Origin of the sequence: Nocardiopsis sp. NPDC057823, from assembly GCF_042797335.1 — a bacterium.
GTDB classification, from domain to species: domain Bacteria; phylum Actinomycetota; class Actinomycetes; order Streptosporangiales; family Streptosporangiaceae; genus Nocardiopsis; species Nocardiopsis changdeensis.
Genome location: NZ_JBHVLR010000021.1, coordinates 1 through 15,076 on the forward strand (window position 1 = coordinate 1; position 15,076 = coordinate 15,076).

Annotated in this window: 10 protein-coding genes; 2 read left to right on the plus strand and 8 right to left on the minus strand. The window is 73.8% G+C overall.

What is annotated here, in order from left to right:
* Positions 1–574: 574 nt before the first annotated feature.
* From ACFVNO_RS26300 to ACFVNO_RS26310, 3 genes are all read right to left on the minus strand, one after another.
* Complete coding sequence (locus ACFVNO_RS26300) at positions 575–1,660, minus strand: type I restriction endonuclease (RefSeq protein WP_378896466.1); 1,086 nt, start codon at positions 1,658–1,660, stop codon at positions 575–577.
* A gap of 790 nt (positions 1,661–2,450) precedes the next feature.
* Entirely contained in the window at positions 2,451–2,900 is a 450-nt protein-coding gene (locus tag ACFVNO_RS26305) for a hypothetical protein (RefSeq protein ID WP_378896469.1), read from the minus strand.
* Positions 2,901–3,543: 643 nt separating this feature from the next.
* Entirely contained in the window at positions 3,544–4,401 is an 858-nt protein-coding gene (locus ACFVNO_RS26310) for an alpha/beta hydrolase (RefSeq protein ID WP_378896472.1), read from the minus strand.
* Between the two features lie 376 nt (positions 4,402–4,777).
* On the opposite strand from ACFVNO_RS26310, the gene ACFVNO_RS26315 reads away from it, so the two are divergent.
* Positions 4,778–5,245, plus strand: coding sequence for a hypothetical protein (locus tag ACFVNO_RS26315; protein WP_378896475.1), 468 nt, complete (start codon positions 4,778–4,780; stop codon positions 5,243–5,245).
* Here ACFVNO_RS26315 and ACFVNO_RS26320 read toward each other — a convergent pair.
* Positions 5,233–5,409 carry a hypothetical protein gene (locus ACFVNO_RS26320; RefSeq protein WP_378896478.1) on the minus strand — a complete coding sequence of 59 codons (177 nt, stop codon included), beginning with the start codon at positions 5,407–5,409 and terminating at the stop codon, positions 5,233–5,235. The two genes, ACFVNO_RS26315 and ACFVNO_RS26320, sit on opposite strands and share 13 nt — an antisense overlap.
* Before the next feature lie 119 nt (positions 5,410–5,528).
* Positions 5,529–6,479, minus strand: a complete 951-nt coding sequence (locus ACFVNO_RS26325) for a bile acid:sodium symporter family protein (protein WP_355265141.1) — start codon at positions 6,477–6,479, stop codon at positions 5,529–5,531.
* 143 nt (positions 6,480–6,622) lie between these two features.
* Between ACFVNO_RS26325 and ACFVNO_RS26330 the strand changes: the two genes are divergently transcribed.
* On the plus strand, positions 6,623–7,855 hold the full coding sequence (locus ACFVNO_RS26330; protein WP_378896482.1) for an RNA-guided endonuclease InsQ/TnpB family protein: 1,233 nt from the start codon (positions 6,623–6,625) through the stop codon (positions 7,853–7,855).
* Positions 7,856–8,058: 203 nt separating this feature from the next.
* Here the strand turns inward: ACFVNO_RS26330 and ACFVNO_RS26335 are convergent, their stop codons facing one another.
* The 3 genes from ACFVNO_RS26335 to ACFVNO_RS26345 are packed head-to-tail and all read right to left on the minus strand — an operon-like array spanning position 8,059 to position 15,055.
* Complete coding sequence (locus ACFVNO_RS26335; protein ID WP_378896485.1) at positions 8,059–9,318, minus strand: TIGR02679 family protein; 1,260 nt, start codon at positions 9,316–9,318, stop codon at positions 8,059–8,061.
* 14 nt (positions 9,319–9,332) lie between these two features.
* Entirely contained in the window at positions 9,333–13,688 is a 4,356-nt protein-coding gene (locus tag ACFVNO_RS26340) for an SbcC/MukB-like Walker B domain-containing protein (RefSeq protein WP_378896488.1), read from the minus strand.
* A complete protein-coding gene (locus ACFVNO_RS26345; protein WP_355265153.1) occupies positions 13,688–15,055 on the minus strand; it encodes a DUF2398 family protein in 1,368 nt (455 codons plus the stop codon). Before ACFVNO_RS26345 ends, ACFVNO_RS26340 begins: the two co-directional genes overlap by 1 nt.
* Positions 15,056–15,076: the final 21 nt, after the last annotated feature.

Here is a 15,076-nt window from a genome sequence, read left to right on the forward strand (position 1 = left end):
GGGGGGGGGGGGGGGGGGGCGGGCGCCCCGCCCCCCCCCCACCGGCGCCTCCGTGCCCGGGCCGGGGAACCGCCCCTTGACGGCATTCGCCCAACGCCCGCCTCCGGGACGACCAGGACCCGGCCGACGGTCTCGGCCGGGGGAACGGCCGGCACAGGACGTGATCGCCGCCCCCGGTCCCGCCGGCCCGGCGGAATCCACGGCCGGGCGGTCGACCGCCCGCCCGGCATCCACCCGGACCCGCACCGGGTCGTACGTCCTTGTCGAACTCCCCGCTCCACTCACATCCCGATCCCGAGCGGCCCTCTACCGAAGCCAGGGCTCCGGCTGTGCGCGTTTTCCACACGGGCACCAAAGAGCCGGTGCGGCTACGCACCGCACCACCGGGTGCAAGGGCCCGGCCTTCATCCACAGCGGCACAGTCGATGGCGGACTCCCGGGAGGCCGGATGTACCCGACCGGCACCACGCCTCGGATCCGAGCGGCCGTGCCCGAAGAGCCCTCGGGCACGGCAACGGATCAGGAGGCGCGACGGGCCGCACTCCAGAGGACCCGGCGGACGTCCCACACGTCCTCAGTCCAGGTGGCTGCGCACCGCGGCACGGATCGCGTCGGCGTGGAGGTAGATCTCGTCCAACGATCCCAGGAGGTGGCGGGTCTCGTTCTTGTCCGCGTCGAAGGTGCCCAGGTACTTCTTGGACCTCGCGTTGAAGTGCAGGCGTGCGATCGGCCTGCGGTTGTTGTCGTCGAGCAGGATGGCGAAGTAGCTCTTGGAGTCACGGTGCGTGATCCGCTGGGGCTTGACCTCGCTGCACGCGATCGCCTTGACGACCTGGTATCCCTCCAGCTCCTCCAGAGTGGTCTCGATCCCCGTCCCCCGCTCCAAGTCCTCTTCGGCCACCTCTCCGCTGTCGACCAGGGCTTCCTCCTCCGTCCGGGGCCGGGTGGTCTCCAGGGCCTTCTTCAGCCGGATGTTGACCTGGTCGTCGAGGAAGGCGGAGGCGGCCTCGCGCACGAGCGGGGTGAACTGCTCACGCGCGCGCTTGCTGAAGGTGCCGTCGTAGACGCGGCCTGCGAGGGACTTGACCCATGCCTCGTCGGGCTCGGCGAACTGCTCGGCGAGCACGCGTTTGATGGCGCCGAGGTACTTGAGCTTCTCTGCGGCGCTGATGACGGAGTCGAGGTTGAAGGCGTCCTTGGTGAGCTTGCGGAGCTCGGGCAGCAGGCTCTCGTCGACGTCCCCCAGGTCGAGCACCATGAACGGCTTGGAGTCCATGAGGTTGGGGGCTTCCAGGTCGGTGAAGAACTGGTATTCCACGCCGTTGGTGAGGACGGCGATCCGCGCGTTGGTGACGGAGAAGTACCGGAAGAGCTGGGAGGCGTGCTCGACCTTCAGCGGACCGTTGGCCTTCTTGCACTCGATGAGGATCTGCACCTCGTTGTCGCGCATGATGGCGTAGTCGACCTTCTCGCCCTTCTTCACCCCGACGTCGGCGGTGAACTCGGGGACGACCTCGCGCGGGTCGAAGACGTCGTATCCCAGGACCGTGGCGATGAAGGGCATCACGAAGGCGTTCTTGGCCGCCTCCTCGGTCTGGGTCAGGTCGCGCTGCTTCTGCGCCTTGGAGCTGAGCGCTGCCACCTTCTCCGTGAACTCCATACCGGGGGGCCTCCTCCATCACCTGGGCAGGGAGTTCCGACCGAGGGTCCTCCCCGCACTTCTTCCAGCGGTTCTCTCGTCGCGGCTCGGAGCGCGCGGACTGTGAGGTCAGCCCATCGCACCGCACTCGCCCATGCCCTGACATTCGCCTAATCGGATGACGAATCGTGACACGGCCTCACACGCCCCGCGAATAGGAACGAAGTCCTCCACACGGCGGTCCTCTCCGCGGTAAACCCGGAGAGAGCCCCTGCCGTCTCCTTTGAAGAGGACGCAGTTCCGATTCTGAAACAACCATACACAGAAGGCCGTGAATCCAGTTAACAATTAAATCTCGCCTTCCGAGACCCGCCAGGACAAGCCTGAGGAGGCCGTGCCCGAGCGGCTGGAAGCTGTGTGGACCCTCGGCATCAGAAGCCGCCGACCGCTTGCGGGCGCGGGCATCGGGCGAGTACCCCGAACGAGACCGCCAAGCCGAATGCCCCGTCCACGCGAGCGCAGCGCACCGGTCCAGGTCTGGAGAGGGGAATACGGAGAAGGCAGGCGCAGGGCAATGCCGGGTACGCACCACCGGAACCCGTGAAGGTCGGTGGGCGCTGTGCGTCGAGCACGCCGGTCAGGGACAAGGCCGACAGGATGGACCTGCTGGAAGCGGGTGTGGGCGGTTTATCGACGACGTCCTTCTCGACCGGGGAAACGAGCAGCGGCCAAGAAGTGCGGGGACCGCCTTCGGCGAGCGGGGCATGGAGACACTGCGTCCCGAAAGGCTCTCCGCCCTGTGTGCGCTCCGTCAGCCGCGGGCGTCCCTTTCGATCTGGCCCAAGGCCCCGTCCCACACGTCCTTTCCCTCCACCCAGGTCCACAGCCAATGGCGCAGGGACGGCGCCGCGTAGCGCAGGCCGTCGTGGGGGCTCTGGCCCCGGTCCGGTTCCCAGCCATCGGCGTCCCAGAGGAGCACCGGGTGGTCGACCGCGATCAGGGAGACGTACCACTCCATGGTGCAGCCGCCGCAGATCAGGAAGAACCACGACGCCGGTGGTGCCCATCCCGGGCGCTGTTCCCGGATGGAGGTCGCGCAAGGCCACTCCCGCACGTGCCGGGACGGAACACCGCGCGGTGTCAATGAGGCGAGACCTCCCTCCGGCCCGAACCCTCCGTCACCGATCTCGGTGTACATGCGCCGGAGCAGCGCGGGCAGCCTGTACCCCAGCCTGCGTTCCGCCTGTTCGACCGCGGCCATCGTGAGAGGCGGAAAGGGTTCGTCCGGGAGGTGCCCGGGAGAAGGAATCGTGCCTCCCCTGCCCCACGCACATGCGTGCAGCCTCTCCAGGAGCTCCTCATCGTCCGCGGCGGTGTGATGGGGGGAGTCCGTCATGGGTCGGAACTGTAGTGAGGGGCGCGGCGGGACCGCGCTCCGGGGCGAGAGGCAGCGCAGGACCACAGGCGGGGCGGATCGCCCCCACCGGAGTGGGAATGGCCATAGGGGCCATGGCGGGGACGCGGCCAGGTGGTGGGCGGGGGCGCAGGCGGTACGGCTGCGCCTTCGGGGTCCCCGGGGGCTGTGCGGACACCGGGGACGGCACGGCAGCGGTGGGGGCTCCGGGCGCGGGTGTGGCCGGGCCGGCCCTCCGTCCGGGGCATGGGACCGGGGCGGTCGGACCTGACGGAGGAGGAGCCGGGGCGGGCGCGGGGGCGGCTGGAGCAGTTCGGGTACCGGTTCTCGGGTGAGTAGGCGCGGGCGCCCCCTCCCGGACCCCACCCCCCATAGACCGGTTGCCGGGCGGGTAGGGGGCGGGCCGGCCCCGGCGGGGTCCGCCGCCGGGGCCGGCGGCCCGCCCGGCCGTGGGGCGGCAGGACACGGCCGGGCGGGGGTCGGGGCGGGGTCAGGGCCAGTTCTTGTGGTCGATGTCCCAGTCGGTGTCGCACAGGCCGCAGTCGGCGCCGAGGAACTCGGCGCGGGCGGCGGCGTCGTCCTTGAGGTGCCAGCGCAGCCAGGCGGTGCCGACGCGGCCGTACTCGCCGCCGTTGGGTTCGGCGAAGGTGCCGTAGTGGCCGACGTCGAGGTGGCCGATGAAGGCGGGCAGCCCGGCGGGGAGCTTGGAGTAGTCGTCCAGGGCGTTGGGGTGGGCGATGTCGCTCGGGCCGCCGGTGAAGTAGGCGATCGGGGCGTGCAGGTCGTCGAGGAGGTCGTCGTCGCGGTCGGTCAGCAGGCCGCTGTTCCAGAGCACGGTGGTGGTGACGCGGGGGTCGTCGGCGACCTCGTAGGCCTCCAGGCCGCCGCAGGACTGGCCCATGACGGCGATGCGGTCGGTGTCGATGTGCCCGCGGTACTCGCTGAACAGGCGGGTGTTCTCGTCGACCGCCCAGTCGACGGCCTCCGTCAGCATCTCCGGGTCGGTGCTTCCGCTGCCGCCGGGGCGGCCGTTGGCGATGACGAGGAAGCCGTGGGAGGCGAACTCGGTGAGGATGTTCTCGAACCAGGTGCCGTCGGCGCGGCAGGCGCCGTTGCCCCACACGACGATGGGCAGGGGCTCGTCGTCGGGCAGGTCGACGGGGCGGTAGATCGTGTGGTCGCGCAGGCGCCAGGTGGTGGTGTACTCCGCGTCGTAGGGGCCGGTACCGCCCGCGGCACCGGCGGTGTCGGCGGTGTCGGCGGTGGCGGGCGCAGCGGGGGCGAGGGCGAGGACGGTGAGCACTCCCAGGAGCAGGGCGGTGGGGCGGGCCGATCGTCGTCGGTGCATGGGGGGTTCCTCTGGGGGTGGAGTGACCTTCGTTCAGCGCGCTGCACCCGAATATCGGCCCCTGGTGAGGAGCCGTCAACGGGGTGTGACCGAGGACGGGTCGTTTCCCTGATCCGGCGGGCGGCGGCATCCGCGGGGAGGCGGGGCGGGGCCGGTGGTCTCCCCGATGGGAAGGGGCGGCGGGAGGGGAACCGGGCGGACGCCGGAAGGATCGGAGTCCGGTGGAGGTGGCCGGATGGGCGGGCGTGGGCGGCGGAACGTGCGAAGGCGGCGGGCGGAGCACCGGGGGGCGCCGGGGGCGCCTCGGCCGGAGTCCTCCGGGCGGGTTCCGAGGGCTCCGGTCGGGTCGCCGGCCCGGCGGCTGGGGCTGGTGGCGGTGAGCGGCCTGCTCGCGTACTTCTTCCTCGCGGTGGGGGTGCAGTTCGGCGGTCACGAGGTGCGGGCGCTCGGGGCCGCCTACGGGTGGGCCGGGGAGGCCGGCCGGGTGACCGTGACCCACGAGGCCCAGGTGCGCCGGGAGATGCGGTGTTACGGGACCTTCGACCCCGGCGACGGCCCCGCGCGGGAGGGGGTGTGGTTCCACTCCTCGCACGGGTGCACGCCCGGCAGGGTCGTCGGCGCCCGTCTCGTGGACGGTGAGGAGACATGGGTGTCGACGACCCTGGAGGACCGGGCCTACGAGGTCGGGGCGCCCGGGGGTGTGTTCGGCTCGGTGCTGTTGCTGCTGGTCATCGGGCTGCTGTGTTTCGGCTTGGGCGGGCTGTTCGGGCTGGGGGCGGCGGCCGTGGGAGGCGGGCTCGCGCTGGAGGCGGTGCGCCGCCTCCGCGGGGGTCAGTCGAAGTGACAGCGGGGGTGGGGGACGCGCCGCCGGCGCGGGCGGCGGGCATGGGGCACCGCGACCGGGGCGGACGGGAGCGCCGGGGCGGGCGGCGGGGGCGGGGTGAGGAGGAGGTGTGCGCCGGTCGTGGTCAGGGACAGGGCGAGGAGGCCGGAGAGGATGCGTGCCATGGCCACAGCCTGACAAGCATCACTCTCCGGCGCGACACGATCACACGAAGAAGAGTGTCCGGTTTCGGACCCCGAATGCGTGTGTGGGTCCGGTCGTGCCCGGGTAGCCGGTTCTCCCGTCAGGGGGTCGGAGCGGACTCGTCCTTCGGGGCGCGGCGGGCCCAGTAGGTGGCCAGCGCCGAGCCGGACAGGTTGTGCCAGACGGAGAAGAGGGCGCCCGGCAGCGCGGCGAGCGGGGAGAAGTGGGCGGTGGCCAGGGCGACGGCCAGGCCGGAGTTCTGCATCCCGACCTCGACGCTGACGGCGCGGCGGGCGCTGTCGGGAAGGCGGCCGACGACGCCGACCAGGTAGCCCAGCCCCAGGCCCAGGCCGTTGTGCAGGACGACGGCGAGAGCCAGCAGCAGGCCGGTGCCCAGGACGGCGTCGGCGTTGGCGCCGACGATCCCCGCGACGACGACCACGATGCCGGTCACCGAGACGAGCGGCAGCGCCGGCAGCAGGCGTTCGACCAGGTTCGGGGCGGCCATGCGCAGCAGGAGGCCGGCGATGACCGGCCCCAGGACGATCTGCAGGATCGACAGGAACAGGTCGCCGGCGGCCACCGGCAGGGTGGACCCGGCCAGGCCCAGGACGAGCAGGGGTGTCAGGACGGGGGCGAGCATCGTGGAGATGGAGGTCATCGCCACCGACAGGGCGACGTCGCCGCGGGCCAGGTAGACGATCACGTTGGAGGCGGTGCCGCCCGGGGAGGCGCCGACCAGGATCATGCCGACGACGAGCAGCGGCGGCAGGCCGAGCAGGTGGGCGATGCCCCAGCCCAGGACGGGCATGACCGTGTACTGCGCCAGGACGCCGAGCAGGACGGCCCTGGGGTGGCGGACGACGATCGTGAAGTCGGCCGGGCGCATGGTCAGGCCCATTCCGAACATGATGATGCCGAGCAGCAGCGAGATGTACGGGGTGACGGGCGCGGTGGCCGCGGGCAGCAGGAGGCCGAGCACGGCTCCGCCCAGGACCAGGAGCGCGAACCACCGGCCGGTGAAGTCCGCGATGTTCTTGATGGTGTTCATCTGGTTATTGGGTGTGGAGACCCCGTCCTTCAGGACGAGAAGGACACACCCGCCTCCTCCTACAGCTCGTGTTCTCGTTCATGTTTTCGATGACTTCCCCGGTTTTCCCACATTGGGGTGACCGGCTCGCTACAGTGCGGAGCATGGCCAGGAGAACCGTGAAGCGGGCGTTCAAGTACCGCTTCCATCCCACCGGTGCGCAGGCGGCGGAGCTGTCGCGCACGTTCGGGTGCGTCCGCCTGGTCTACAACAAGGCACTGGCCGCCCGTACCGAGGCCTGGGACCGGCGCCGGGAGCGGGTGAACTACAACGCGACCTCGGCGATGCTCACCGGCTGGAAGAAGACCGACGACCTCGCCTTCCTGACAGAGGTGTCCTCGGTGCCGTTGCAGCAGACCCTGCGGCATTTGCAGCAGGGGTTCGCCAACTTCTTCGCCGGACGGGCGAAGTACCCGCGCTTCAAGTCGCGCAAAAAGTCCCGCGCCTCGGCGGAGTACACCCGGTCGGGGTTCACGTACCGCGACGGGAAACTCACCCTGGCGAAGATGTCCGAGCCGTTGGACATCGTCTGGTCGCGTCCGCTCCCGGCAGGTGCGGTCCCGTCCACGGTCACGGTGTCCCGGGACGGTGCGGGGCGGTGGTTCGTGTCGCTGCTGTGCGAGGACACCGTCGAATCCTCCCCGGCACCGAACGACGTCGTGGGGATCGACGCGGGGATCACGTCGCTGGTCACCCTGTCCACGGGTGAGAAGGTCACCAACCCCCGGCACGAGCGGGCCGACCGGGCCCGGCTTGCCCGGGCGCAGCGGGCGCTGTCGCGCAAGCGGACGGGGTCGGCCAACCGGGCCAGGGCCCGCACCAGGGTCGCCCGGGTGCACGCCCGGATCGCCGACCGGCGCAAGGATTTCCTGCACAAGCTCACCACTCGTCTCGTCCGCGAAAACCAAGTGGTCGTGATCGAGGACCTGACCGTGCGCACCATGGTCAGGAACCGCAGCCTGGCCCGCGCCATCTCCGACGCCGCGTGGTCGGAGCTGCGGGCGATGCTGGAGTACAAGGCCGCCTGGTACGGGCGGGAGCTGGTCGTAGTGGACCGGTTCTTCCCCTCCACCCGGCTGTGCTCGGTGCCCGGGTGCGGGCACGTGCACGAGCGGCTGCCGCTGGACGTGCGGGAGTGGACCTGCCCCGAGTGCGGGAGCGTCCACGACCGCGACGTGAACGCGGCGAACAACCTCAGGGCCGCCGGGCTGGCGGTGTCCGCCTGTGGAGCCGGTGTGAGACCTCAACGGGAGTCCTCCCGGACGGGGCGGTCGGTGTCGAAGCAGGAAGGCCGCGGGGCGACCCGCGACGGGGCGAACGCCCCGAACCACCGGTAGGTGGTTCCGCAATCCCCCTCTTTCAGGCGGGGGAGGAAGTCAACCGTGGCTTTCCCGAAGAGTTCCCCCCGGGCGGTCACCGCCCTGTGGGGGTCGACGCCGCCCGGCCAGGGTAGTCCTTCCGCCTCGGCGCGGAAGCGGCCGGGTGTACGTCCGTGCCGTGCTCCCGGGGTGCGCCGCTCGGGAGGTCGGGCCCGGACTGGTCACTCCGCGTCCCCCGGGCGGGACGGGGTCGCGGCCGGGTCGGGGGCCAGGTCCCGCAAGAGGTCCTCGTCGACGGACTCCTCGTGGACGGCGCGCCCGTGCCGGGCCATGGCCTCGGCGAGCTCCGGGTCCCACGGGGTGGGGCCGGTGCCGGTGAGCGCAGGGAACGCGTCGTCGACGTGGGCGGTGTAGTCGGCTGCCGACATGCGCCACGGTGAGGCACCGTGGCGGTCGATCGCGTACCGGGCCATCGCCACCCCGGCGGCGTCGAAGTCACCGTGGTAGCGCAGTCGGCCCCCGCCCGCGCGGACCGCGGTGGCCAGGCGGTGGAAGGCCGCCGAGGGCCAGCCCTCGGTGCACAGCAGCGGGGCGCAGGCCGCACCGAGCCCGGCGGCGGCGCGGCGCAGGACAGCGGGATTCTCGCAGACGTGCACGACCGGGGCGGTCACGGTGATCGGCAGGGTGACGAGCTGGTGCAGCGTGACCTGGAAGGGGATGCCCCGGGCGGCGGCGTCGGTGAGCCACTCCCCCAGTCCGGCTCCGGCGGCGGGCAGGCCCAGGACCAGGACGCGGCTGGCCAGGTCGTCGCCGATGACGCCGTGTGCCTCCCACAGGGCGCGGGCAGCCTCGGCGGTGTCGGCCCGGGGCAGGCCGGTGCGTTCGGTGAGGGCGCCTAGGACGAGGGTGGCCAGCGGGGTGCGGTGTTCCAGGGCCTTGGTGTCCCCGGTGGTCGTGGCGGCCAGGGACGGCAGGGGCAGCGGCGGCGCCGTGTCGGTGCGGGGGTCGACGATCTCCAGGATCCGCACGGCCCGGCGCAGCCGGTCGGTGTCGCCCAGGTTCACGAGTTTGGTGACGGTGCCGTTGCCGCCGATGCGCTCCAGCCAGGTCCGGTACCAGGCGTCGGCGGTCAGGGGGCTGTCCCGGGCGGGGGCGAGGATGTCCTCGCGGAGCCGCCGCCGGGCCGACTCCTCGTCGCGGGGGCGGCGCAGGGGCGGGCCGAGGGTCTCCAGGAGCTCGATGAGCCCCTGGCCGGTGGACCGGCGCACGCAGGCGTCCAGGCGGTCCAGCTGCACGCTGATGCTCCGGGCGCCGGGCAGGTGGTCGCTGCCCAGGAGGCCGCTGACGGCCGCGCACTCGTCGTCGGTGGGGGCGGGGACGGTGGCCCTGCCGCCGAGCACGGCGTTGCGGCGTTCCAGGGTACGCCGGGCCGACTCCAGGAGGCGGGCGTACCCGGGGCGGCCCAGGGGGTGGGACGGCATGGGGCTCCTCGGGGTCAGACGGGGTCGAGGACGTCGGAGGCGTCGTCGGTGCCGACGGGGAGGGTGCCCTCGGTGGCCAGGGGGACGAACCGGCTCGGGGTGATGCCGAGCAGGTGGGAGGACAGGGCGTCGTTGCCGGAGAACCCGGCGTCGGCGTCGACGACCTGGGCGCCGTCCCACAGCATGAACATGGCGGAGACGGTGTGGGACGCCTTGTCGTGGTGCATGTCGTAGTGGGCGGCCATGGGGACGCTGTCGTAGTGCACCCACAGGTCGTGCCCGGTCATGAACACGTCGAGGTCGAAGGTGACGGTGAGCCCCATCAGCTCGGGCTTGTAGCGGTCGTCGATGCCGGCGAACGCCTCGTCCAGGGCGATCAGGCGCGGGCAGGTGGCGCGCGCGGAGGAGTACAGGGCGTTGGCGGCGGCGAACAGGGGCAGGTGGATGGCGGCGGACTTCTCGCCGCCGGACATCTCCTCGTGCTTGGCCTTGGTGAGGCGGACCTCGTCCTGGCCGGGGACGGCCTTGCGCAGCTCGAACCGGTACCACTCGCGGTAGTCCAGGACGGCGGCCAGGACCTGCTTGTAGGTGGCGCGCGGGTGGGCGGCGTGGTACTCGCGGATCAGGTCGCGCAGCAGGCCGCGCAGTTCGGTCAGGCCGTCCTGCCCCAGGCCGGCGGAGTCGCGGCGCAGCAGGTCGGCGACGGCGCGGCGGCGGTCGGTGAGGTGGTCGGCGCGGGTCCAGCGGATGCCGATCCGGGTGCCGGAGGTCATCGGCCGCGAGCGGGTGTCGGAGTCCATGCTGCGGACCAGGTCGCGGGCGGTGCGGACGCGTTCGTGGATCTGCTGGGCGACGGCGGAGAGGAGCTCGTCCTCCAGGACGCCGCGCTCCTCGCGGCGGAGCAGGGCGTCCTGCTCCTCGACGCGTTCGGCGACCAGGCGCGCGAAGGCCGGGAGGGGGTTGCGCCCGGCCTCGTCGTTGACGTGGACGACGACGAGGCCGCTGGGGTCGGCCTCGTGGTCCACCTGGTGGCCGTCGGCGGTGGCGGCGAGGGCGTCGGTGAACACCCGCAGCGCCTCGGACATGCGGGTGCCCGCGGTCTTGAGGGCGGACTCGGTGACGGGTGCGGTGCCGACGGTCGCGGTGAAGGCGTCCAGGGTGTCGGCCGCGCCCGGTGGCAGGACCGAGCGCAGGGCCTCGGCGGGGTCGGTGCCGCCGGTGACGGCGGCGGTCACCCGGTCGGCGGCCTCCTCGGCGCCGGGCCACAGGGCCGGGGCGGGCCAGGCGCGGTCGCCGTCGATGCCCAGCAGGGTCCGGGTGCCGGGGCGGGTGAGCGGGGCCAGTCCCGCGCAGTGCTCGAACACGGCCTCCAGGGCGAGCAGGAGGGAGGAGCGGCCGTTCTCGATCCCGGCCTCGGCACGGACGGCGTCCTCGCGGGCGGAGGTGGCGCGCCGGCGCAGGTCGGCGAGGACCGAGCGGGTGCGGGCGAGGTCCTCCTCGGTGCGGCGCAGCCGGTCGATGACCTCGCGGGCGGGGGCGTCGACGCTCTCCTGGCGGACCTGGAGCCGCGTGACGGTCTCGGCGTGCTCGGCGGCGCGCTCCTCGTGGGAGCGGGTGTCGGCGGTGTGGGCCCGGGTAAGGCGTTCGATGGTGGCGGTGCGCTCGGCGAGGTCGTGCTCGGCGCGGTCGACGTCGGCGCGGGTCTGGACCAGGGCGCGGTGGGCGGCGCGGAACGCCTCCAGGGCCGCGGCCACGGCGTCGAGGTCGGCGGGAGCGGTGGGCAGGGAGCGCTCGGCGGCGGCCGCGCGCAGCCGGGTGCGGTGGGCGTCGACGTCGGCGGTGGCGGAGTCCAGGCGCAGGCGGGCCCGGTCGAGGGCGGCGCGGGCCCCGGCGACGAGGGTGGCGTGGTGCTCGACGGTCTTGAGGGCGCGGGCGACGGGCGCGGTGTCGGGCAGGTCGGTGCGGGCCAGCGCGAACGCCTTGACCCGGTCGGCCGCGGCCGCCAGGCGCTCCTCCAGGTCGGAGAGTTCGGCGGTGAACGCCTGGATGCGGGCGTCGAGGTCGGCCAGGCGCTCGCGTCGGCGGGCGGCGCGGTTGGTGGCGCCGATGAACTCTGGGGCGGCCTTGGGTCCGGCGCCCGCCAGCACCCCGAGGGAGAAGTGGCCCGCGGTGCTGATGTGGGCAGCGGGGAGATCGGAGCTGCCCGGAGTGGTGGAGGCTCCCGGTGCCGCGGTGCCGCCAGAGGAGGCGGCGACCGCGGAGATCCCAGGTGCAGTGGTGCCGCCGGAGACCATGGGGATTCCAGAGGCCACGGGGTCGTCGGGGGCGTCCGCCAGGGCGACGGAGGCGAGGAGGCGGTCGATCACGTCCGCGGGGACGTGGTCCTGCTCCTCGGCGACCAGGACGTCGGCCAGGGTGGGGCCCGCGGGGGCGTCCTCCCGCGGGGTCGGGACCAGGTGGGCGTCGGCGGCGCGGCCGTCCAGGGCGGCGCGGGCGGCGTCCGGGTCGGGGTGGACCCAGGCGGTGAGCAGCCCGGCGGCGTCCAGGGCGCCCTCGATCCCGGCGGCGCGGGCCGGGTCCAGGCCGTCGGCGAACCGGACCAGCCGCCACAGCGGGGCGCCCGGCCGCCCCTCCCGCGGGGCGGTCCGCGCCCGGTCGGCGGGCGGGGCGTCGTCGCGCTCGGCGGCGACCTCGGCGCGTTCGGCGCGCGCCGCCGCCAGGTCGGCGGTGATCCGCTCGCGGTCGGCGGCCAGGCGGTGCTCGTGGCGGATCGCGTCGGTGCGCGCGGGGTCGGTGAGGTCGGTGAAGACCTCCGGGAGGGTGGGCGCGCCGGGCTGGCCGCAGGTGTCCAGGGCGGCGTCGAGCGCGGGCAGGGACGCCCGGTCGCAGACCGCGCCCGGCCCCCGGGCCCAGCGGCCGGACCAGGCCGCGAGCGCGTCGGCGACGTCGGCGCGGGCGGCCTCCAGGCCGGCCTCGGCGCCGGCGCAGGCCTCCTCGGCCTCCGTCAGGGCGGTCAGGGCGCGGGCGGCGTCGGCGTCGGCGCGGGCGCGCTCGGCCTCGACCCGGTGCAGGTCGGCCAGGTGCGCGCGGACCCCGTCGAGGTCGGCGGCGCGGGCGGCGGCCCGGGCCCGGGCGGTCTCGGGGTCGGTGTCGGCGGGGCCCTCGCCGTCGCCGGTGATCCCGGCCAGGTCGGCGGACTCCTCCAGTTCGGCGAGCAGGTCGGCGATGGCGGACCGCCGCTGCTCCAGGTGCCGGGCGACCCCCTCGGCCTCCTCGCGCAGGCGGGCGATCTCCTCGCCCTGGCGGTGCAGGCGGCGCTCGGTCTCGGCGAGTTCGCGGCCGCGGTCGTCGCTGTGCCGCAGCTCGACCTCCAGGGCCCGGGCGTCGCGCAGCGCCTCGCTCTCGGACAGGCCCCGGCGGACCGCGTCCAGCCCGGCGGCCTCCTCGTCGGCCCGGGCGACCTCCGCGGCCAGGCGCTCCCCCTCGGCGGTGGCGTCGGCCAGCGCGGCGGTGTGCCCGGCGAGGGCGGAGATGTACTCCTGGGCCCGGGCCAGGGAGGCGGCGACGCCGGAGGTCCGGTGGCGGGCGTGGGCGGTGAGGTAGGCGGTGTAGGAGGCGGTGAAGGCCCCGACGGCGGCGTGGGCGGCGGTGGCGTCGTCGAACCGGCGCTGGACCGCGGACAGGTTGGCGAAGTCGCGGGCGGCCTGGTCGATGAGCTCCTCGTCCACGGGGCTGAGCCCGGCGGTGAGGGTGTCGGAGACCTTCTCGGGGTCCAGGTCCTTGGCCAGCAGCGGGCGGCGCAGGGCCAGCAGCAGGTCGAGGAGCTGGATGTAGCGGTCTCCCAGGCCGAACAGGCGGGCGTCGACCGCGGCCCGGTAGTCGGCCGCGGAGGTGTGGTGGGCGCCCTCGCCCAGGGCCGCCTTGAGCTGGCGCTCGGTGAGGGGGCGGTTGTCGGTGGCCAGCAGGCCGAAGTCGACGCCCAGGCGCTTGTCGGTGACGAAGAAGGAGGTGGCGACGCCGTCGCGGTGCTGCTGGGCGCGCAGGCCGATGACGAGGGTGACGGTCTCGGGCCGGGGCCCCTCGCCCGGGCGGGCGAACTCCATCCACACGAACCCGTACTCGGCGTCCTGCCCCCGGTAGAGGAGGTTGGACTTCATGGTGCGGTTCTGGCCGCTGAAGGGGTCCAGGCGGCGCGGGTCGGTGTGGCCGTCCAGGATGAACGGGAACAGCACCTCCAGGGCCTTGGTCTTGCCGGAACCGTTGTGGCCGCGCAGGACCAGGCGCCCGTCGGCGAAGGTGAACTCCTCGTCGACGTAGTCCCAGACGTTGATCACCCCGGCCCGGGTGGGCTTGAAGCGGGCGGCGGACATCAGGTTCCTTCCGGTTCGAGGCCCAGGGGCAGCATGCCGGTGTCGGGGCGCTGGGGCAGCGCGCCCTGGATGTTGCGGTAGCGCAGGGCGGCGGGCAGGACGAGGACGCCGCCGGGGACGGGGCGCAGCAGGGACAGGTCGGTGAGCAGCTCGAGGGCGGCGTCGAGCAGACCGCGGGGATCGCGCTGCCAGGCGGCGGTGAAGGAGGCGGCGCCGAACTCGGCGAACAGGTCCTCGACCATCGCCTCCAGGCGGCCCTGCTCGATCAGCGGCGCGGTCGCGGGCTCGGGGGCCGCGGCGGCGGTGGCGGGAGGGGTCCAGGCCAGGGCGCCGACGACGCCCTCGCGCGGCAGGGCGGAGTCGATGCGGGCGACGAGGTCGGCGTGGGCGTCCGGGGCCGCGGGCAGCGGCAGGTGGGTGAGAGCGGCCCGGGCGGTCTCCATGCGGTCGGCGATCTTGGCCAGCAGGAGTCCGGCGGTGCGGTTGACGGCGCTGCCGCGCCCGGGGAAGGGGCGGTCGGTGAACAGCCCCCCGGAGTCGGCGAGCAGGACGCCCTCGGCACGGCGCTCGACGGTCAGGCCGGTGAGGCGGGCGACCTCCTCGGCGACGCCGGGGGTGCGCAGGGCGTCGGCGACGTCGGGGGTGACGTCGGCGTAGTGGACGACGGGGTGTTCGACGAGGAGCCGGCGGGCACGGCGGGCGGTCTGCTCGCGGGTGGGCTCGTCGGGGTGGTGGACGAGCAGGCCGGTGACGCCGGTGACGTGCTGGACGGGGCGCACGGGGCGGAACAGCACCTCGCACACCTCGTGGTCGATGTCGAAGAGGGCGTCGGCCTGGCCGTGGCCGCCGGCCCACGCCTCCAGGGAGCCGTCGGAGACGTGCAGGGCTCCGTGGTCGACCAGCCAGGAGCAGACGTCGACGAGGGCGGCCTTGTGGGTGCCGTCGGTGGGGTCGTAGCCCAGGCCGTCGACGGCGTTGGCGGAGGGGGTGAAGTGGCGGATGAGGTCGGCGAGGCTCACCTCGACCTGGGAGCGCTGGAAGGAGGCGAGCAGCAGGCAGAGGTAGGCCAGGCGGCGCCGGTCGAAGGGGCGGCCGGCGCGCGCGAAGACCTGGCGCTGGGTGGGGTCCAGGGTGTCGGGGGCGCGGACCAGGCGGACGTGTTCGGTGGTGGCGATGAGGGTGTGGCCGAACAGCTCGCGCAGGTCCTCGGACAGCTCGTCGGCCCAGCGCAGGACGTTGGCGAGCACGCCGGGGCGGGGCCGGTCGCGGGTGATGATGTCGCAGGTCAGGACACGGCGCATCGCCTGCTGGTAGGCCCCCAGGTCGGCGGGGTCGATCCGCTGCGCGGGGCGGCGCCGGCGGCTCATCGCCCCTCCCCCGGGCAGGCG